The 15,864-nt window shown below is 70.7% G+C and carries 14 protein-coding genes; 9 read left to right on the forward strand and 5 right to left on the reverse strand.

Annotated features, from left to right (window positions below):
- The first annotated feature begins 12 nt into the window (after positions 1–12).
- On the forward strand, positions 13–612 hold the full coding sequence (locus C4T78_RS16405) for a dihydrofolate reductase family protein (protein ID WP_093345612.1): 600 nt from the start codon (positions 13–15) through the stop codon (positions 610–612).
- Between the two features lie 10 nt (positions 613–622).
- Here the strand turns inward: C4T78_RS16405 and C4T78_RS16410 are convergent, their stop codons facing one another.
- Complete coding sequence (locus tag C4T78_RS16410) at positions 623–2,068, reverse strand: aldehyde dehydrogenase (NADP(+)) (protein ID WP_235863120.1); 1,446 nt, start codon at positions 2,066–2,068, stop codon at positions 623–625.
- A gap of 190 nt (positions 2,069–2,258) precedes the next feature.
- Between C4T78_RS16410 and C4T78_RS16415 the strand changes: the two genes are divergently transcribed.
- Genes C4T78_RS16415 through C4T78_RS36440 form a run of 3 tightly spaced genes read left to right on the forward strand, consistent with a single transcriptional unit; the run spans position 2,259 to position 4,434 of the window.
- Entirely contained in the window at positions 2,259–2,624 is a 366-nt protein-coding gene (locus C4T78_RS16415; protein WP_103908125.1) for an effector-associated constant component EACC1, read from the forward strand.
- On the forward strand, positions 2,605–4,266 hold the full coding sequence (locus tag C4T78_RS16420) for a caspase, EACC1-associated type (RefSeq protein WP_093345620.1): 1,662 nt from the start codon (positions 2,605–2,607) through the stop codon (positions 4,264–4,266). The genes C4T78_RS16415 and C4T78_RS16420 overlap by 20 nt, the downstream gene beginning before the upstream one ends.
- 15 nt (positions 4,267–4,281) lie before the next feature.
- A complete protein-coding gene (locus C4T78_RS36440; protein WP_177247362.1) occupies positions 4,282–4,434 on the forward strand; it encodes a hypothetical protein in 153 nt (50 codons plus the stop codon).
- 62 nt (positions 4,435–4,496) lie between these two features.
- Here the strand turns inward: C4T78_RS36440 and C4T78_RS16425 are convergent, their stop codons facing one another.
- Entirely contained in the window at positions 4,497–5,561 is a 1,065-nt protein-coding gene (locus C4T78_RS16425; RefSeq protein WP_093345622.1) for a cobalamin-independent methionine synthase II family protein, read from the reverse strand.
- Positions 5,562–5,721: 160 nt separating this feature from the next.
- Positions 5,722–7,071 (reverse strand): FAD-dependent oxidoreductase, encoded by a 1,350-nt coding sequence (locus C4T78_RS16430; protein WP_093345625.1) that lies wholly within the window; start codon positions 7,069–7,071, stop codon positions 5,722–5,724.
- Between the two features lie 227 nt (positions 7,072–7,298).
- Here C4T78_RS16430 and C4T78_RS16435 point away from each other — a divergent pair, with 227 nt between their 5' ends.
- The 4 genes from C4T78_RS16435 (at position 7,299) to C4T78_RS16450 (ending at position 13,025) form a co-directional block, all read left to right on the forward strand.
- Positions 7,299–8,201, forward strand: a complete 903-nt coding sequence (locus C4T78_RS16435) for an SAM-dependent methyltransferase (protein WP_309599280.1) — start codon at positions 7,299–7,301, stop codon at positions 8,199–8,201.
- The gene (locus C4T78_RS16440; RefSeq protein ID WP_408005428.1) at positions 8,198–10,312 is read left to right on the forward strand and encodes a putative bifunctional diguanylate cyclase/phosphodiesterase; all 2,115 of its coding nucleotides are present in this window, start codon (positions 8,198–8,200) and stop codon (positions 10,310–10,312) included. The genes C4T78_RS16435 and C4T78_RS16440 overlap by 4 nt, the downstream gene beginning before the upstream one ends.
- Positions 10,313–10,452: 140 nt before the next feature.
- Complete coding sequence (gene thrS, locus C4T78_RS16445) at positions 10,453–12,468, forward strand: threonine--tRNA ligase (RefSeq protein ID WP_093345629.1); 2,016 nt, start codon at positions 10,453–10,455, stop codon at positions 12,466–12,468.
- 77 nt (positions 12,469–12,545) lie between these two features.
- Positions 12,546–13,025, forward strand: coding sequence for an HIT family protein (locus tag C4T78_RS16450; protein WP_235863121.1), 480 nt, complete (start codon positions 12,546–12,548; stop codon positions 13,023–13,025).
- Positions 13,026–13,155: 130 nt separating this feature from the next.
- Here the strand turns inward: C4T78_RS16450 and C4T78_RS16455 are convergent, their stop codons facing one another.
- A complete protein-coding gene (locus C4T78_RS16455; RefSeq protein WP_093345634.1) occupies positions 13,156–13,683 on the reverse strand; it encodes a YceI family protein in 528 nt (175 codons plus the stop codon).
- Between the two features lie 220 nt (positions 13,684–13,903).
- On the opposite strand from C4T78_RS16455, the gene pgsA reads away from it, so the two are divergent.
- Entirely contained in the window at positions 13,904–14,521 is a 618-nt protein-coding gene (gene pgsA / locus C4T78_RS16460; RefSeq protein ID WP_093345636.1) for a phosphatidylinositol phosphate synthase, read from the forward strand.
- A gap of 181 nt (positions 14,522–14,702) precedes the next feature.
- On the opposite strand, the gene pdxS is transcribed toward pgsA, so the two are convergent.
- The gene (pdxS, locus tag C4T78_RS16465) at positions 14,703–15,620 is read right to left on the reverse strand and encodes a pyridoxal 5'-phosphate synthase lyase subunit PdxS (RefSeq protein ID WP_093345639.1); all 918 of its coding nucleotides are present in this window, start codon (positions 15,618–15,620) and stop codon (positions 14,703–14,705) included.
- Between the last annotated feature and the right edge of the window lie 244 nt (positions 15,621–15,864).

Raw genomic sequence — 15,864 nt, forward strand, 5'->3', positions numbered from 1 at the left:
GCAGGAGGAGACATGAGCACCAAGGTCGTGTGCGACATCGCCGTCTCGGCCGACGGGTACGTCGCGGGCCCCGGCCAGACCGCCGACAAGCCGTTCGGCGACGGTCCGGTCGACCAGCTGACCTCCTGGATGTTCCAGACCCCGGAGGAGAACGAGGCGGAGCTGGAAGCGGTCACCGCGGCCGGAGCCTACGTGATGGGCCGCAACATGTTCGGCCCGGGACGCGGCGAGTGGGACCTGGACTGGAAGGGCTGGTGGGGCGAGGAGCCGCCGTACCACGCACCGGTCTTCGTCCTGACCCACCACGCGCGCGAATCCCTGGTCATGGGCGGCGGCACCACCTTCACCTTCGTCACCGAAGGCATCCACGCGGCGCTGAAGCAGGCGAAGGAGGCGGCGGGCGACCGCGACGTGGCGATCGCCGGAGGCGCGGCCACGATCAACCAGTACCTCCGCGAGGGCCTGATCGACGAACTCCGCACCCACGTCGCCCCGGTCGTCCTCGGCGCGGGAGAACGCCTCTTCGACGGAGTCCCGTCCCAGGGCATGGAGATCGTCTCGGCCCGTCCGGCCTCCCTCGTCACCCACATCACCTACCGGATCAAGAGCTGATCCGGAGCGCTCACGCCGGTTCGTGCCTGGTCTGCGGGATGCCCCAGGGGTTCTCGTCGCGGAGGGCTTCCGGGAGGAGGGCTTGCGGGACGTTCTGGTAGGTGACCGGGCGGAGGAAGCGGTCGATCGCGGCGGTGCCCACCGAGGTGAAGCGGGCGTCCGTCGTGGCCGGGTAGGGGCCTCCGTGGTGCATCGCGGGGGAGACCGCGACGCCCGTCGGCCAGCCGTTGAACAGCAGGCGGCCCGCCCGGTCGCGCAGGCGGCTCACCAGGCTCGCGGCGAACTCCGCATCGGAATCCTCGGCGTGCAGCGTCGCCGTGAGGTTGCCCTCGAAGGCTTCGGCCGCTCGGCGGGCTTCGTCCTCGGAGGCGTAGGTGACCACGATGGACAGCGGGCCGAACACCTCCTCCAGCAGCGCCTCGCGGTTGGCCAGCAGCGTGGCGACGTCGGTGGTCAGCAGCGTCGGCGCGGTGCCGTCGTCGGTGCTGCCCTCCGCCAGCACCCGCACTCCCGGCACCTCGGTCACCGCGGCGCGGCGGTTGCAGTAGCCCTCGTGCAGGCGCTCGTTGAGCATCTTGTGCGCCGCCACGGCCCTCGACTCCTCGGCGAGCACCTCGTCCAGGCCGTGGTCGGCGGGCAGGAACAGCAGGCCCGGTTTGGTGCAGAGCTGGCCCGCGTTGCCGGAGTACGACGTCACGTAGCCCTTGGCGATCTCCGCGCCGCGCGCGCGGATCGCGCCGGGCGCGGCGAAGACCGGGTTGAGGCTGCCCAGTTCGCCGAAGAACGGGATCGGTGTCGGGCGGGAGTTGGCGATGTCGAACAGCGCCCGGCCCGCCGGCACCGATCCGGTGAAGGCGGCCGCCTTGACCCGGGGATCCCGCAGCGCCACAGCGCCGGTCTCCAGGCCGAGCACGACGTGGAAAACCCCGTCCGGGGCACCGGATTCCGCCAGGGCGGCGGTGATGATCTCGCCGGTGCGCACCGAAAGCCGCGGGTGCCCCGGGTGCGCCTTGAGGACGACCGGGCAGCCGGCGGCCAGCGCCGAGGCGGTGTCGCCGCCTGCGACGGAGAACGCGAACGGGAAGTTGCTCGCGGCGAACACCAGCACCGGCCCCACCGGTACCAGCACGCGGCGCAGGTCCGGTTTGGCGCCCAGCGGGAAATCCGGGTCCGCGCCGTCCACAGCGGCCTGCAGGTAGCCGCCATCGTCGAGGACACCGGCGAACAGCCGCAGCTGGAAGGTGGTGCGCTTGAGCTCGCCCGTCAGCCGTCCCTCGGACAGGTTGGACTCGGCCATGGCCAGCGGCACGAGCTCGCCGGAGGCGGCGTCGAGCGCGTCGGCGACGGCGCGGACCTGCCGGGCGCGGGTGGCGGGTGACTGCGAGCCGAACGCCTCGGCGGCTTCGGCGGCCCGCTGCAGGGCGGTTTCGAGTTCGGCTGGCGTGGTGTCCGGGATCTCGGTCAACGTGCCCGTCCTTTGCGCGATGCGAGTGGCGTCACCGACACCGTAGTACCTCCAGCGGCCGACAGGCCGGACAACGTTCGGCATATTGGCAGATCGGCGTGCGCACGGCCGGAAGTTGATCTCACGGTACGCTCACGCGCCGTCACCTGGTGCAACTGCGAACGGCGAATTGGGGGCCGGCGTGCGAATCAGGGTTTCGGTCGACGGCGATCCGCAGGACTTCGAGGACCTCTCCGACCTGCTGGCGGCGGACCTGGGCGAACAGGTGTCGGCGAGAGCGGGCGATCCGGTCGGCGGCGCGATGGGGATGGGCATCGACCTGTGGGTCGCGCTGGCCGCCGCGGGATCGGTCACCGCGCTGGCGAAGACGCTGCAGATCTGGCTGAAGCACCGCCGTCCCGACGTCAGCGCGACGATCACCGGCCCGGACGGCCGCACCGTCGAGGTCTTCGTGAGCGATGCGGAGGACCCCGAGGCGGTGCTGAACAAGGTGGCGGAGCTGGCCGAGCCCGCGGAGAGGCGCGGTGATGCCGCCGACGCTTCCTGATCGGGACCGCTCGCGCGCGGTCCTGATCGGCACCAGCCGTTACGAACACCTGCCCCAGCTGCCTGCGGTGCACGGCAACTTGCACGCCCTGCGCAGTGCTCTCACCGACGAGCGCACCGGCGGCTTCGCTCCTGAGCACTGCGTGGTCGTGGAGAACCCGAAAGGCGTTGCCACCACCTACGACGTGCTGCGCTCGGCGGCGTTCGAGGCGACGGACACGCTGCTGGTCTACTACGCCGGTCACGGGCTCGTCGGCACCAAGGCCACCGAGCTGTACCCGGGGCTCCCCGACAGCACCGCGGACGACGCGGACCGGCTGTGGATCGAAGCGCTGGACTTCGAGCGCGTTCGCGGTGTCATGCGCTGGAAGACGGCGAAGAACCGGATCCTGGTGCTGGACTGCTGCTTCAGCGGCCGGTCGGTGGGCGATTTCATGTCGCCGGTCGGGCAAGCGGTGGCCGAGGCGACGGCCGTCAGCGGCACCGTCACGCTGGCTTCTTCGGCGGGCAACGAGGTGTCGCTGGCACCTGACGGCGCCGAGTTCACCGCGTTCAGCGGCGAGCTGGTCAAGTTGCTGCGCAACGGAATTCCGGGCGAGCCCGAGCTGCTCTCCCTGGACGCGATCTTCGCCCTGCTGGAACGCGAGATGCGCGTGCAGGGCAACCCGGTTCCGACCATGCGCACCACGGACGGCGGAGGCAGCCTCGCGCTGGTCCGCAACCGCGCCGCGATGCCGAATGCGCCGCAGTGGCCTGATAACCCACCGAGGAGAAGCCGTCGAGGCGTGCTCAAGGCAGCGCTCGGCGCGGGCGTTCTCGGTGCCGGCGGCTGGGGGGTTTTCACGCTCGTCCGGCCCTCGGCGACTCCACAGGCACCGGCCGACGCCGGGCCCCAGCCGCCAGCGGTCGTGCCCACCGCCCCGGACCGCCCGGAAGCAGTGGTGTTCAGCCCGGCCGGGGACCTGCTCGTCGCCGGGAGCTACCGGACGTTGCGGATGTGGGACACCCGCAGCCGGCAGGAGCTGCCCGCGCTCGACGCGGGTGCGATGACTCGCAGCCTCGCGTTCAGCCCGGACGGCGCGGTCTTGGCGGTCGGCTCGGTGGAGCGGGCGGAATCGGGGTCGAAGGTGCTGCTCTGGGACGTGCGGACCCGCCGGCTGATCGGGGAGCTGCCCGCGGAGCACGGGAACTGGGTCGATGGCGTGGCCTTCGACCGGACCGGCGCGATGCTGGCGACGTGCGGTCACGACGAGGAGGTGCGTCTCTGGGACGCCGAGCGGCGCACCGCGCGCGGCACGCTGACCGGGCACGGCGGGACCGGCGTGCACAGCGTGGCGTTCCACCCGGAAGAGGACTTCCTCGCGTCCGCGGGCAACGACAAGACCGTCCGGATCTGGAACCTGAAAACCCAGCAGCAGTGGGGAGATGCGCTGGTGCACCCGGAGACGGTGCGAGCCGTGGCCTACAGCCCGGTCGACGGGGCGATGATCGCCACCGCCTGCTGGAACAAGGAGGTGTGGCTGTGGGACGCGGGCACCAGGAAGGTCATCGACCGGTTCCCCGCCACGTCGATCAACACCTGCTGCCTGGCGTTCCGCCCCGACGGACTCCTCGCGGCGGCCGGGTACGCCCCGGAGGGCTGAGCCAACCAGCTGGACGTGTGGAACCTCCAGACGCGGGAGAAGCTGCGCGACCCGGTCGGAGGTCATCGCGGCGTGATCAGCGGTATCGCGCACAACTGGCCCGGTGACCTGGTGGTGACCGCGGGCTGGGACCACACCATCCGCTTCCGGCGCTTCCCCGGGCGCTGAATCCCGCGTGCCGGGCACCTCGCCGAAGTGCCCGGCACGCGGGGATCGCCCTGCCGAGTGCGCTAGAGGCCGAGGGCGTCAGCGGCCATGGCCGTTCCCCGGACTCGGGCTTCGATCTTGGCGAAGGCCGTTTCGCGGGAGGTGGAGGTGTCGTCGGCGAACGGGGAGAAGCCGCAGTCGTCGCAGGTGCCCAGCTGGTCCGCGGGGATGTGGCGGGCCGCGGCCAGCACCCGGTCGCGCACCTCCTCCGGCGTCTCGATGCGCGGGTCGATCGGGTCGGTCACGCCGACGAACACCCGGATCCCCGGGCGCAGCCGGTCGGCGATCGCGCCGAGCACCCGCTCGGGGTCCGGTTCGCTGGCCAGCTGGACGTAGAAGTTGCCGACCTGCAGGTCGAACAGCTTCGGCAGCAGCCCCGCGTAGTCCACGTCCAGGCTGTGCGTCGAATCGTGGTCCCCGCCGGGGCACGTGTGCACCCCGATCCGGACCTGCTCCTCCGGGCCGAACCGGTCGAGCACCGAGTTGTTCAGCGCGATGAAGTCGTCGAGCAGGCCACCCGATGGATCCAGCTTGAGCGACAGCCGGGCCTCGGTGAAGTCCAGCTGGACGAGGTGCGCACCGGCTTCCAGGCAGCGGCGGACGTCGGCTTCGGCTTCGTCGGCGAGGTCCTGGAGGAACGCTTCGCGGGAGTAGCCGTCGATGCCCTCAGCCGGGTAGAGCGGGCTCAGCGCGGACGGGGCGATGATCGCCTGCTTGACCGGCAGGTCGGTGTGCTCGCGGGCGCTGCGGAGGAAGCTGTCGGCGTGGACCCGGTAGCGGAACGGTCCCGCGGTCAGGCGGGGGAGCTGCCTGGTGTGCCCGTCGGCGAACGGGATGACCGCGCCGTCCGGGGCGAGGGCGTCGAGACCGGCGATCGGGTAGGTGAGGAAGCTCGGTTTGCGCTGCTCGCCGTCCACCACGACGGGGCAGCCCAGCTTCGCCAGCCTGGTCAGCGTGTCGGCGGTCGCCCGGGCCTGGAGCTCGGCGAGCGCGGCGTCATCGATCTGCCCTGCGGCGTGCTCGGCGAGGCCTCGGAGCAGCTCCGGCGGCCGGGGGATGCTGCCGATCGGCTCGGTGGGGAGTCTCATGGCTCGGACGATAGGGACGGCCGGAACCGCGACGCGGAGTTTCACCCGGTTGCCCGGGCCGCGTTCCCGGATTTCACCCGGCCAGCAGATCGACTGCGACGGCACCTCCGACCGGGCGGTCGGAGGTGCCGTCGAAAAGCACTGCGGGAGCGGGAGAAGCTCACTCCGCGCGGGAGATGCGCACCATCTCGTCGCGGGGGACGACCTTGACCCGCTCGCGGCCCTGGGCCTCGCCCAGCGCCTTCTCGTGGGCGTCCAGGCGGCCCCAGCCCTCCCACGTCGTGTACTCCACGCCGCGCTCTTCCAGCAGCCGCAGGATGCTCTCGGCCGACGGGTCCTCCGCCCGCGGCATCGACTCCAGGTCGGCCAGCAGGTTGTTGATCGTCTCCAGCGCGTCGCCCTTGGTGTGGCCGATCAGGCCCACCGGGCCGCGCTTGATCCAGCCCGTCGTGTAGACGCCGGGCATGTGCTCGCCGTCCAGGTCCAGCACCCGGCCGCCGTCGTTGGGCACCACGCCCGCGGCGTGGTCGAACGGGATGTCGGCCAGCGGCGAGCTCAGGTAGCCCACCGCGCGGTAGACCTGCTGCACCGGGTAGGTCTCGTACTCGCCGGTGCCGCGCACGTTGCCGTCACCGGTGAGCTCCATGACCTCGACCTTGAAGCCCTCGACCCGGTCGGTGCCCCGCACCTCGACCGGCGCGCGCAGGAAGTGCAGGTGCAGCCGCCGCGAGGTGTTGTTCTTCGGGTCGCGCAGCGCCCAGTCCTGCAGCGTCTTGACGATCGTCTTCACCTGGTTGTTGGTGCGGATCGCCTCCTCGCTGGCCTCGTCGAGCTCGAAGCCCTCGGGGTGCACGATGACCTCGACGTCGTCCTGGTGGTCGAGCTCGCGCAGCTCCAGCGGGGTGAACTTGGCCTGCGCCGGACCGCGCCGGGCGAACAGGTGCACGTCGGTGACCCGCGAGTCCTTCAGACCGCGGTGCACGTTCTCCGGGATCTCGGTGCTCAGCAGGTCGTCGGCCTGCTTGGCCAGCACGCGGGCGACGTCCAGCGCCACGTTGCCCGCGCCGATCACCGCGACCTGCTCGCCGTCCAGCGTCCACTCGCGCGGCGCCTCCGGGTAGCCGTCGTACCAGTAGACGAAGTCGGCGGCGCCGAAGCTGTGCGGCAGGTCGATGCCGGGGATGTCCAGCGGGCGGTCCTGGTCCGCGCCGGTGGCGAAGATGACCGCGTCGTAGTGGTGCCGCAGGTCGTCGAGCTTGACGTCCACGCCGTAGTCCACGTGCCCGAGGAAGCGGATCTCCGGCTTCTCCAGCACCCGGTGCAGCGCGCTGACGATGCCCTTGATGCGCGGGTGGTCGGGCGCCACGCCGTAGCGGATCAGACCGTAGGGCGCGGGCATCCGGTCCAGCAGGTCGATCTCGACCGGGGTCTCGGACTTGGTCAGGATGTCGGCCGCGTACACACCGGCCGGTCCGCTGCCGACGATCGCTACCCGCAGAGGGCGAGTCATTCCATCTCCTCCTACCCCGAACGGTCCTCGGCCGGCCCGGAGTGCTCGCTGACTGGCCCATCACGACTGGGCCCGGTGGGCGTCCACCAAGACGCCTCCAGCTTAGGTATCCCTTACCCCGGATCTCGCGATGCGGACGGTGACAATGCTCATACCGGAGCGCGGATCCGATCGTCCGGAACGCAGAGTGCGTGACTAGATGCGGCGGGTGACAGTAGGATCGCCGCTTGATCAACGTTCCGGTCGCGGTGGCTACCTCGCTCGACGACGCAGAGATGATCTCGGTGGCCGGGCGGACCAACGGCTGGAGGTCACGCGAGATGCAGCAGCGGCCGGACTGGGCGCCCGAGGGCGTCGACCTGGAGAAGCCCAGCGCAGCCAGGTGCTACGACTTCTACTTAGGCGGCGCGTACAACTTCGAGGTGGACCGCGAGCTCGGGCGCAAGGTCATGGAAGTGGTGCCCAACGTCCAGGAGATCGCGATCAACAACCGGGCGTTCCTGCGGCGCGCCGTGCGCTACTGCCTGGACCAGGGCGTCCGGCAGTTCCTGGACATCGGCTCGGGCATCCCCACCGTGGGCAACGTGCACGAGATCGCCCAGGCCGCGGACCCGGAATCCCGCGTGGTCTACGTGGACAACGAGCCGGTCGCGGTCGCGCACAGCCGCGCCATCCTGGGCGACACCGAGCGGGCCACCATCGTGCAGGCCGACCTGCTCGACGTCGAGGGCGTCCTGGACGCGCCCGAGACGCGGCGGATGCTCGACTTCAGCCGGCCCATCGCCGTCATGATGGTCGCGCTGGTGCACTTCGTCGCGGACAGCAGCAACCCGCGCGAGGTGATCCGCCGCTACTACGAGCGCCTCCCGGCAGGCAGCTACCTCGGCTTCTCGCACGTCACCGGGGACCACTACATGGAGGGCGTGCAAGGCCTCGTGAAGCTCTACGAGGACAGCATCAACCCGGTCACGCTGCGCACCCGCGAGGAGGTCGCCGAGCTGATCGGCGACTTCGAGATCGTCGAGCCCGGCGTGGTCTACGTCCCGGACTGGCGGCCGGACACCGAGGAGGACGTCTGGGAGCAGCCGGAGCGGTCCATCGTCTACGGCGCAGTCGGACGCAAGGTGTGATCTCTTTGCCAGCTCAGGCCTCCGGCGGGGCGCCGGGACACGACGAAGTGGTGAAGGAGTGGACCCGCCGGGTCATCCACACCAGCTACGTCGCGATGGGGCGCCCCGAGCTCGAGACCTTCCTGGCCCGGTGCCTGGAGGACCTGCTGGCCGCGCTCGACGGCGGACCGATCTCCGCCGCATCCGGCGTCGGCAAGCGGCTGGTCGACGTGCACTTCACCAACTCCGCGGCGCTGTCCGGCACGCTGCAGCACCTGATGACCGCGCTGCCCGCGCTCCGCGCGACCGAACCGGCCCGGCTGATCGAGGTGCTCGGCGAACTGGCCGCCGGGTACGCCGGGGCGCTGCGCGAGCAGACGCTGGCCGAGCAGGCGCTGATCCAGCGGGCCGCCTCGGCCGCTCGCGACGCCGCCGAGGAGGCGTTGCGCGCCAGCGAGGCCCGCTCCCGCGCCGTGGTCATCTCCTCCGCGCTGGGCATCGCCGTCGTCCGGCTCGACGGCACCATCGAGGAGGCCAACGCCGCGATGCGCCGGATCTTCCGGCGCAGCGACGAGGAACTGGTCGGCCACACCATCTTCGAGCTGACCGACGCCGACTGGGTGGCCGAGCTGCAGGCCGCCAACGACGGCCTGGTCGGCGCGAGCGACGACCGCTACCAGCTCGACACCCGGTTCACCGCGCCGGACGGCTCCCACGTGTGGACCCAGCTGTCGGCCTCACTGGTCCGCGACGCCCGCGGCGAACCCGACTACCAGGTGGTGCTCTACGAGGACATCACCGACCGGCACATGCTCCAGGAGCAGTTCCGCAGGCAGGCCGTGCACGACCCGCTGACCGGCCTGGCGAACCGCACCCAGCTGCAGTCGGGCCTGGACAAGGCGCTGGAGGAGACGCGCCCCGGCAGGCGGGTGGGGCTGTGCTTCTTCGACCTGGACGGGTTCAAGGCGGTCAACGACAGCCTCGGCCACCCGATCGGCGACCAGCTGCTGCGCACCGTCGCGCAGCGGCTGCAGGCCGCCGCTCGGGGCGCGCTGGCCGCGCGGATGGGCGGCGACGAGTTCGTCGTCCTGGTGCCGGACTCCACCGGCTCCGGCGACCTGGTGGCGCTGGTCGAGACGCTGCTGGCGGAGATCACCCAGCCCGCGCGCATCGGCTCCCACGAGCTCAGCGCCTCGGCCAGCGTCGGGATCGTGGAGCGCCCGGTCGCCGGGACCGACGCCGAGTCGCTGCTGCGCGATGCCGACATCACCCTCTACCGGGCCAAGCAGGACGGCCGGGCGCAGTGGGTGCTGTTCGACCCGGAGCGCAACGCGCAGGCGCGCGACCGCTTCAAGCTCTCCGCCGAGTTGCCCGCCGCGATCGAGCAGTACGAGCTGTTCGTCGAGTACAAGCCGATCGTGGAGCTGGCCACCGGCCGGTACGTCGGAGCCGCCTCCACCGTCCGCTGGGACCACCCGGAGTTCGGCGAGCTCAGCGAGGACCGCTTCCTCGGTCTGGCCGAGGAGACCGGGCTGATCACCCGGCTCGGCAGCTGGGCGCTGGAGCAGGTCTGCGAGCAGGCCGCGCGCTGGGTGGAGCGGCTGGGCCCGGTGGCTCCGATCGCCGCGGTGCGCCTGTCGCCGCGGCACTGCCGCGACCCCGAGCTGGTCGCCGACGTGCAGCGCATCCTCGGCAAGACCGGGCTGCCGGGCGGGTACCTGGCGCTCGGCCTGCCCGAGTCGAGCCTGTTCGACGCGCAGGGCGACCCGCTGGACACGCTGGAGATCCTCGCCGAGATGGGCCTGCGGCTGTGCGTCTACGAGTTCGGCGAGGACTACGCCCGGGTGCCGCGGCTGAAGGACGTGCCGCTGGGCATGGCGCGCATCGAGGGCCCGCACCTGGACAGCTTCACCGAGCCCGACGGGCCGGCCCCGCTGGACGCGCACCTGGTGTCGGCTGCCTGCGGCGCGGCCGAGCTGCTGGGCCTGCCGGTCAGCGCCGCGGGCGTGCGCGACGACCTGCAGGCCCGCCGCCTGCGCGAGCTGGGCGTGTCGCTGGCGATGGGGCCGTTCACCGGCGGTCTGGTCTCGGCGCTCGAGCTGGCGGAGCTGGTGCTGGAGCAGCAGGGCTGAGGCGGCGGGTGGCGGCCGAAAACCGTCCGCGACCAGCCGATAGCATCGTGATGCGAAGCGTGTCCGCGCCGGTCGGCGACCGGCCCAGCCGAGGAGTGAACGTGTCCGTACAGCCTTCCCAAGCCCAGCAAGCTCTCCGGGTGAAGGTTCCGGCGGGCACTACCGCGGGCGCGGCCGTGGCCGAGGCCGGGCTGCCGTCCAAGGGCCCGGACGCGATCGTGGTCGTCCGCGACGCCGAGGGCGTTCTGCGCGACCTGGCCTGGGCGCCGGAGGCCGACGTCGAGGTGGAGGCGGTCGCCGCCGACACCGAGGAGGGCCGCAGCGTCATCCGCCACTCCGCCGCGCACGTGCTCGCGCAGGCGGTGCAGAACCTGTTCCCGGACGCGAAGCTGGGCATCGGCCCGCCGATCAAGGACGGCTTCTACTACGACTTCGACGTGGACCGCCCGTTCACCCCGGAGGACCTGCAGGCGCTGGAGAAGCGCATGAAGCAGATCCTCAAGTCCGGCCAGAAGTTCGCCCGCCGCCGCCTGGAGTCGGTCGAGGCGGCCAAGCAGGAGCTGGCCGGTGAGCCGTACAAGCTGGAGCTGGTCGACCTCAAGTCCGATGTGGACACCAGCGAGGTGATGGAGGTCGGCGGCGGCGAGCTGACCGTCTACGACAACATCGACCGGCACGGCGAGGTCGTCTGGGGCGACCTGTGCCGCGGGCCGCACGTGCCGCACACCCGGTTCATTCCGGCGTTCAAGCTGATGCGGGTCGCCGCGGCCTACTGGCGCGGCAACCAGAACAACCAGCAGCTGCAGCGGATCTACGGCACCGCGTGGGAGTCCAAGGAGAAGCTGGAGGAGCACCTGGAGCTGCTGGCCGAGGCCGAGCGCCGCGACCACCGCAGGCTCGGTGCCGAGCTCGACCTGTTCTCCTTCCCGGAGGAGATCGGCTCCGGGCTGCCGGTGTTCCACCCCAAGGGCGGCATCATCCGCCGCGAGCTGGAGGACTACTCCCGCAAGCGGCACGAGCAGGCCGGCTACGAGTTCGTCAACACCCCGCACGTCACCAAGGACACGCTGTTCAAGACCTCCGGTCACCTGGACTGGTACCGCGACGGCATGTTCCCGGCGATGCACCTCGACGAGGAGCGCGACGCCAACGGCGAGCTGCGCAAGCCGGGCGTCGACTACTACCTCAAGCCGATGAACTGCCCGTTCCACAACCTGATCTTCCGCTCCCGCGGGCGCTCCTACCGCGAGCTGCCGCTGCGGCTGTTCGAGTTCGGGTCGGTGTACCGGTACGAGAAGTCCGGCGTGGTGCACGGCCTGACCCGCGTGCGCGGCATGACGCAGGACGACGCGCACATCTACTGCACGCCCGACCAGCTGCAGGACGAGCTGAAGTCGCTGCTGGGCTTCGTGCTGGACCTGCTGCGCGACTACGGCCTGGACGACTTCTACCTGGAGCTGTCCACCCGCAACGACGAGAAGTACGTCGGCGACGACGAGAGCTGGGAGGTCGCCACCGAGGCGCTGCGCACCGCGGCCGAGGAGTCCGGCCTCGAACTGGTGCCGGACCCGGGCGGCGCGGCCTTCTACGGCCCGAAGATCTCCGTGCAGGCCAAGGACGCGCTGGGCCGCAGCTGGCAGATGTCGACCATCCAGGTCGACTACCACCTGCCGGAGCTGTTCAACCTGGAGTACACCGCGCCGGACGGCAGCAAGCAGCGGCCGATCAAGATCCACCGGGCGCTGTTCGGCTCCATCGAGCGGTTCTTCGGCGTGCTCACCGAGCACTACGCGGGCGCCTTCCCGGCCTGGCTCGCGCCGGTGCAGGCGGTCGGCATCCCGATCGCCGACGAGCACGTCGAGCACCTGCAGCAGGTGGCGGAGTCGTTGCGGGCCAAGGGGATCCGCGTCGACATCGACACCAGCGACGACCGGATGCAGAAGAAGATCCGCACCCACACCACGCAGAAGGTGCCGTTCCTGCTGCTGGCGGGCGGCAAGGACGTCGAGGCGGGCGCGGTGTCGTTCCGGTTCCGCGACGGCACCCAGATCAACGGCGTGCCGGTGGACACCGCGGTCGACGCGCTCGTCGACTGGGTGCAGCGCCGCGAGAACGCCTCGCCGACCGCGGAGAACTTCCAGGTGGGGACGGCGTGAACGCCGGGCCGGAGCTGACCGAGCAGCCCGGTGTCGGGGTCCAGGACGCGCTGCAGCGGTTGTGGACCCCGCACCGGATGGCCTACATCCAGGGCGAGAACAAGCCGGACGGCGACGACAGCGACGGCTGCCCGTTCTGCCGGTTGCTCGAGTCCGGGCGGCCGGACGCCGAGACGCTGATCGTGGCGCGCGGCGAGCTGGTCTTCGCGATCCTCAACCTGTACCCGTACAACCCGGGTCACCTGATGGTGCTGCCGTACCGGCACGTGGCCGACTACACCGAGCTGACCGCGGCGGAGACGGTGGCGGTGGCGGAGTACACCCAGCGCGCCATGCGGGTGATCCGCCGGGTGTCGGCGCCGCACGGGTTCAACATCGGGCTCAACCAGGGGCCGGTGGCGGGCGCGGGCATCGCGGCGCACCTGCACCAGCACGTGGTGCCCCGCTGGGGCGGTGACTCGAACTTCATGCCGGTCATCGGCCACACCAAGGTCCTGCCCCAGCTCCTCGGCGAAACCCGAGCCCTCCTCGCCGAAGCCTGGGCCACCGCGGACTGATCTCCGCGCAATTTCAATTGAAATCTCACGTCCGATTTCAATGGAATTCGATGTCGAACTTCCATCGAAATCGCGCAACAGCGACGAGGGCCGGGGAGCGATCCCCGGCCCTCGTTCCGCGTTCGGCGGCTCAGCCGCGGAGCTTGGCCTCGATGTCGAGGGTGATGGTCACCTTCTCGCCGATCAGGGCGCCGCCGGGCTGCCCGACACCGAAGTCGGTGCGGTTGAGGACGACCTTCGCGGACAGGCCGAGCAGGCCGTCCTCGGTGAAGCCGCCCAGCTCGGTCTCCAGCGACACCGGCTTGGTCACGCCGTGCAGGGTGAACTCGCCGTCGATGACGAAGTCCTCGCCGTCCTTGCGGACGCCGGTGGAGCGGAAGGTGGCGGTCGGGAACTGCTCGACGTCCAGGAAGTCGGCGTTGCGCACGTGCGCGTCCCGGTCGGCGTTGCCGGTGTCGATCGAGGCGGTCTCGATGGTCGCGGTGACCGAGGAGTCCAGCGGGTCGGCCGCGGTGACGATCTCGCCCTGGAAGCTGCCGAAGCGGCCGCGGGACTTGCCCACGCCCATGTGGCGCACGGTGAACTGGATGTCCGAGTGGACGCTGTCGATGTCCCAGGTGCCCGCGACGTAGCCGGGGATCTGCTCGGTGGCGGTCATGCTGTCTCCAAAGGTGTGGCGTGCGAGTCGGCTCCGAACTCCGACCTGCCGCGCGCCTCCGCAGCGGGGAGTTCTGACCTGCACGAACAACATTGAACCTTCAATGATTCCGCCCTGTGTCGGAGATCACCGACGGCCGCGTCCGCCGACGCCCGTGATCAGCGCGGGCTAGTCTGCTGGCACGGCAAACGACAAGCACAGGCGGCTGACCCCTCAAGCAATGCTCAACATCTTCGCGCGGGCCTCGATGTCCCGACTGACAAACCCGATCGGCGCGGGCCTGGTCCGGCTCGGCCTGTCGCCGAACGCGGTGACGCTGACCGGGACGGTCGCCAGCATCGCGGCCGCGCTGTGGTTCTTCCCGCGCGGCGAGCTGTTCGTGGGCACCGTGGTGGTCGCGGTGTTCCTGCTCTTCGACATCCTCGACGGCGCGATGGCCCGCGCCGGGGGCTGCGCGACCCGGTTCGGCGGAGTGCTCGACGCGAGCTGCGACCGGCTCGTCGACGGGGCCCTGTTCGGCGCGCTGGTGTGGTGGTCGCTGGTGGTCGAGGTGGACCGCGCGCGCGGCCTCGGCCTGCTGATCTGCCTGGTCGGCGCGCAGGTGATCTCCTACGTCAAAGCACGCGCGGAGGCCAACGGGCTGAGCGCGGACGGCGGCCTGGCCGAACGGGCCGAGCGCTTCCTGGTGGTGCTCGTCGGCACCGGCCTGCACGGCCTCGGCGTCCCGTACGTCCTGGACGTGGCGATCTGGCTCCTGGTGCTCCTGACCGTGATCACGATCGTCCAGCGGCTGGCCGCGGTCCACCGCTCGGCCCGCACCCGCAACGAGAACAGCTGACCCTCCGTCGACCCGGGCCTGGTGCCCGCAAATTCAATGGAAATCAGAGGGCAAAGTTCCATTGAATTTGCGGCAGCCGTCCACGGGCACCGGCGTGTCGTGGTCGGACACGCCGACAGGGCACAACTTCCATTGAAATTGGACGTGCAACTTCAATGGAAATTGCGTGGTCGTGGCGTCGTCACCAGCCGCGCTGGGCGTAGCGCTGCTGCTCGGCGAGGTCGTCCAGGTTGATGCCGACCATCGCTTCGCCGAGGCCCCGGGAGACCTTCGCGATCACGTCCGGGTCGTCGTAGAACGTCGTCGCCTTGACGATCGCTTCCGCGCGCTTGACCGGGTCGCCCGACTTGAAGATGCCCGAACCGACGAACACGCCCTCCGCGCCCAGCTGGCGCATCATCGCCGCGTCCGCCGGGGTCGCGATGCCGCCCGCGGTGAACAGCACCACCGGCAGCTTCCCGGTCCGCGCGATCTCCCGGACCAGCTGCACCGGCGCGCGCAGCTCCTTCGCCGCCACGTAGAGCTCGTCGTCGTCCAGCACCGACAGCCGCCGGATGTCGGCGCGGATCTGGCGCATGTGCCGCGTCGCCTCGACCACGTTGCCGGTGCCGGCCTCGCCCTTGGAGCGGATCATCGCCGCGCCCTCGGAGATCCGGCGCAGCGCCTCGCCGAGGTTGGTCGCGCCGCACACGAACGGCACCGTGAACGCCCACTTGTCGATGTGGTTGACCTCGTCGGCGGGCGTGAGCACCTCGGACTCGTCGATGTAGTCCACGCCGAGCGACTGCAGCACCTGCGCCTCGACGAAGTGCCCGATGCGGGCCTTGGCCATCACCGGGATCGACACGGCGTTGACGATGCCGTCGATCATGTCCGGATCGGACATCCTGGCCACGCCGCCATGCACGCGGATGTCGGCGGGCACCCGTTCCAGAGCCATCACGGCGACCGCACCAGCGGCCTCGGCGATCTTGGCCTGCTCCGGGGTGACCACATCCATGATCACGCCGCCCTTGAGCATCTCGGCCATGCCCCGCTTGACCCCGTCGGTCCCGGTCTGGGAGGTGCGGGCGGTGTCCTTGACGTCGACGGTAGTCACCTTCGGCCTTCCTCTCGGTGTTCTGCCGAATCGAGAGTAGAGCCCAACTGGACCACCAACACGGTCCACTAATCCAGATTTCCACTAGTCCACTTCGCCGTAGATCTCCCGGGCCCGGTTTGCGCTGCGGTGCGGGTAGCGGAACCTCAGACGCCGCCTGGACCGCGTCCAATGCACGGCTAGCGGGCTGCGACGTCTGAGAACCCGCGGCGGTGCAAGTGGCGTGGGTGGGTTATGCGCCTGC

This window comes from Saccharopolyspora kobensis, assembly GCF_900108315.1.
GTDB classification, from domain to species: Bacteria; Actinomycetota; Actinomycetes; order Mycobacteriales; family Pseudonocardiaceae; genus Saccharopolyspora; species Saccharopolyspora kobensis.